The organism is Mycobacterium sp. 1165178.9 (genome assembly GCF_001673555.1).
In the GTDB taxonomy this organism is placed as follows: domain Bacteria; phylum Actinomycetota; class Actinomycetes; order Mycobacteriales; family Mycobacteriaceae; genus Mycobacterium.
Genome location: NZ_LZMB01000087.1, coordinates 1 through 3,870 on the forward strand (window position 1 = coordinate 1; position 3,870 = coordinate 3,870).

Below are 3,870 nucleotides of genomic sequence, written 5' to 3' on the forward strand. Positions count from 1 at the left end.
GCCCGCAGCCGCCACCGGCGGCAACACCGCGTGCAGCCGCACCGTGAACCCGCCGGCGCCGATGCCGGTCAGCTCGCCGTCCACCCAGGGCTGCGCGTCGTCCAGGCGACGGCCGGCGGCCAGCGCCAACCGCTGCGCCAGCCGTCGCACCGCCGCTTCGTCCGAAAAACGAATCTCGGTGCGCCGCAGGCCCGTGCCGTCGTCGACCCACACGGCGTCGGGTGCGGTGACCAGGACATCGGTCGTCCCGTCCGCGCAGAGCAGCGGATCGAGGATGCCGGCACCGGTGAGCTCGGTCTGCAGCACCCGGAGGTTGGCCAGCACCTCGGTGTCGCCGAGCATCCCGCCGGACTCGGCCCGGATCGCGGCGGCCACCACGGCCGGACCCAGCGGGCCGGCCTCGCCGGCCAGTCGCTCGCGGACACGTTCGATCAGCGAACCGCTCACGCCGCCTTGCCATTCTGTCCCGCCCGCCGCCGCGCCCCGGGGGGCGGGAGCACGCCAAGCACTTGGCGCGCCGCCACCGCGAGCGCCGAGCGTCGCCCCAACCGCAGGCCGCCGCGGTCGATCTGCTCGGCGAGTTGGGGCTGCGCTTTGATCGCCGCCAGCAACGGCAGGCCCGCGACCTCGGCGATTTCCGCGGACCGCAGTCCCGCGGGCGACGGACCCCGCACCACCAGACCGATATTGGGGTTGATGGATGCCAGGACCGGAGCCAGCGCGCCGGTCGCCGCGCACGCCCGCACGTCACATCGGCTGACGACAACCACCAGGTCGGCGGCGTTCAGTGCGGCTTGGGTCGCGTCGGTGAGACGACGGGGAAGGTCGCAGATCACGCTGACCGCCCCGCGCCGCCCGGCGTCTACGACGGCGTGCACCGGCCCGGCGTCCAACTCGTAACCGCGCCGCGTGCCGGACAACACGCTGACTCCGCGGTGCCGTGGCAACGCATCGCGGACGGCCGGCCAGTTGAGCCGCCCACCCTCCAAAGCCAGATCCGGCCAGCGCAGCCCCGGTGCGGTTTCGCCGCCCAGCAATAAGTCGAGGCCGCCACCCCACGGGTCGAGGTCGACCAACAGAGCATCGGTGGCGGCCTGAGCCAAGGCGACCGAAAGCAAAGAGGCGCCTGCGCCGCCGCAGCCCCCGATGACGGCGACCGCGTTGCCGCGCGACCCGTCGTCGCGCGACGATTCGGCGGCCTCGGCGAGTGCGCCGACCAGGTCCGCTTCCTGCTCGGGCAGCCGCAACACGTGTTCGGCACCGACGCCCACGGCGGCCGCCCACGTCGCCGTCTCCGGTTCGAGCAGCGTCAGTACGGTCACGTGATCGCGGCGCGGCAGCGCCCATCGTCCGCAGCGCGCCGCCGCCCGCGCGTCCAGCACGACGGCCGCGGCCGCCGCCCAACTCTTGCGGCTGACCGGAGACGCGTCACTGGCATGCACCACTCGGACGCCGGCGGCGGCCGCCACCCGGTCGAAGTCGGCGCGCAGTTCGGGCTCCGCCAATACCGCCAACACGCCCGCGGAACCTGTCGTGTCAACTCCGGAGCCGCTAGCCACCCGACCACTGTGCGCGAACGCGACCTTGGCACAACAGTCCCAAATGCGGATTTGTGGATAGAGACGCGAGTGTGCACAAACGTCTCGGGAGGGCACGCCGTCAGCGACGACGGACACACATTCCCGCAACGCACCGAGAGCCGGGCTTGGTGCCGTGCGGCGAGAACGACTGACCGTAGAAATGGGACGACCCCCGCCAGGGGGGGAGGAGGCGAGGGTCGTCGTGCATCAGCCCCGGGGGGTCGGGCTGATACACCCTCGGCTCAGGCCGAGTAATGCTTACTATACACATGACAAGCCGCAATAACGCAAGAGCTCTTTTACTAAAAAGGACAGGTTGAGCCGCGAAAACGCTGCTCCGCGGGAACACCCGAACCTTGAGCGGCCATTTCCGGTGCGGGGTCGCCGCCTCGCGGGACCGCCGACCTATGCTGGGTCGGTGACCGTCTTCGACCCCACCGCGGAGCAGTCAGCCTCGGACCAATCAGCGGCAACCACCGTCCCTCACTACCGCACGGCGGCATTCTTCGACCTGGACAAGACCATCATCGCCAAGTCCAGCACCCTGGCGTTCAGCAAACCATTTTTCAATCAGGGCCTGCTCAACCGCCGCGCCGTGCTCAAGTCGAGCTATGCCCAGTTCATCTATCTGCTCTCGGGTGCCGATCATGACCAAATGGATCGGATGCGCGCCCACATGACCAACATGTGCACCGGCTGGGACGTCGAACAGGTCAAGTCGATCGTCAACGAGACACTGCACGACATCGTGACTCCGCTGGTGTTCGCCGAAGCCGCCGATCTGATTGCGGCCCACAAGTTGTGCGGGCGTGACGTCGTGGTGGTGTCGGCTTCGGGAGAAGAAATCGTCGCCCCGATCGCCCGTGCCCTGGGCGCAACCCACGCGATGGCCACCCGGATGGTCGTCGAGGACGGTCGGTACACCGGCGAGATCGCGTTCTACTGCTACGGCGAGGGCAAAGTGCAAGCGATCCGCGAATTGGCCGCGCGCGAGGGCTACCCGCTGGAACACTGCTACGCCTATTCAGACTCGATCACCGATCTCCCGATGCTCGACGCCGTCGGCCACCCCAGCGTCGTGAATCCCGACCGCGGGCTGCGCAGGGAAGCCGTGGAACGCGGGTGGCCCGTGATGTCCTTCTCCCGGCCGGTGTCCTTGCGCGACCGCATCCCGGCGCCATCCGGTGCCGCGATCGCCACGACGGCCGCGGTGGGCGTCAGCGCGCTGGCCGCCGGCGCGGTCACGTATTCGTTGTTGCGCCGCTACGCGTTCTGAGCCAGGGCACGGAGGAGCAAACTCGTTAAACGTGCAACACAAAACGGAATCGGCACTATTCGCAATTGGGCCTTGCTGTGCTAGTGGTCTAGTAGTACAAAGGAACCACGGAAGCCTGGTGAGGCCAAGGTCGAGCCGGAAGAGAAGGTTCGTTCTCCCGACCCGGGCGCCCAGCACGGTGCTCGGCACCCACGCGGAGTCATAGCCGCGAAAATGGCAGAAGTGTTGCGGGCCTGCGAAATTGCGAAGTGCGGAAGGTGTCGACGGCCCTTTGGGTGGGGTCGCAGCCATAAGCGTCGTGAGATCGCCGAGGCCAACCCACGCAGCCCCCGAGATGCACGCTTGGTAACCGAGCCCCGTGCTAGCGGGCGGCGAACCGAACATTCGGATCGTCGCCCGCTCTGCATTTCTGCGGCCGTTTGCCGGTGACGTTTCCCGGGCATTGGCCACCGCTTCAGCTATCGGTTCGACATCGCGTCCGCGATCGACACGGCCTCTTGCGCACCGGCTTTCATCGCGCGGCAACACAGCACCAGCCAGGCTCGCAGACCCTCTGGTGTACCTTCGGCGAATTTCTGCGCAGCATCGCGATATGCGGCGGGTTGGCGCATCCAACTGACCTCGGGAACTCCCAGCCCGTGTGGGTCCAGTCCGCTGGCGATGGTGACCAATCGCGACACCGCGCGTGCCACCACGCCGTCCGCGCTGCCGAAAGGTTTGAGTGCCAGCAGTTCTCCGTGCGCGACGGCGGCGATCACCGGCGCCGGCACCTGGGTGCGGCCACCCACGATGTCCGCCAGCAATGCCAGACGCGCCCCCACCTCGGCGTCGGTGCGCGGTCGGCCCAGTCGATCCTCGTCGGCCAAGTCCGCAGCGGCCAGCATGTGCAAGCGCGCCAGTGCCTGCAGGGGTGCCCGTTCCCAGGTACGCACCAACGGGCCCTGGCCGCCCTCCAGCTCCTGGGCGACCCGCAGCGCCCCCCCGAACACCGGATCACTGATCTGCCCGGCGTCG

At 68.8% G+C, this 3,870-nt stretch carries 4 protein-coding genes; 1 reads left to right on the forward strand and 3 read right to left on the reverse strand.

Features of this window, described 5'->3' with window-relative positions:
• Window positions 1-447: ATPase, T2SS/T4P/T4SS family (locus A5652_RS04535; protein WP_197513751.1), on the reverse strand; the 447-nt coding region annotated here is incomplete at its 3' end.
• A complete protein-coding gene (gene ssd, locus A5652_RS04540; RefSeq protein ID WP_067347079.1) occupies window positions 444-1,517 on the reverse strand; it encodes a septum site-determining protein Ssd in 1,074 nt (357 codons plus the stop codon). The genes A5652_RS04535 and ssd, both read right to left, overlap by 4 nt.
• 481 nt (window positions 1,518-1,998) lie before the next feature.
• Here ssd and A5652_RS04545 point away from each other — a divergent pair, with 481 nt between their 5' ends.
• On the forward strand, window positions 1,999-2,856 hold the full coding sequence (locus A5652_RS04545) for an HAD-IB family hydrolase (RefSeq protein WP_067347081.1): 858 nt from the start codon (window positions 1,999-2,001) through the stop codon (window positions 2,854-2,856).
• A 458-nt stretch (window positions 2,857-3,314) separates the two neighbouring features.
• Here the strand turns inward: A5652_RS04545 and A5652_RS04550 are convergent.
• Window positions 3,315-3,870: oxidoreductase (locus A5652_RS04550; RefSeq protein ID WP_067347083.1), on the reverse strand; the 556-nt coding region annotated here is incomplete at its 5' end.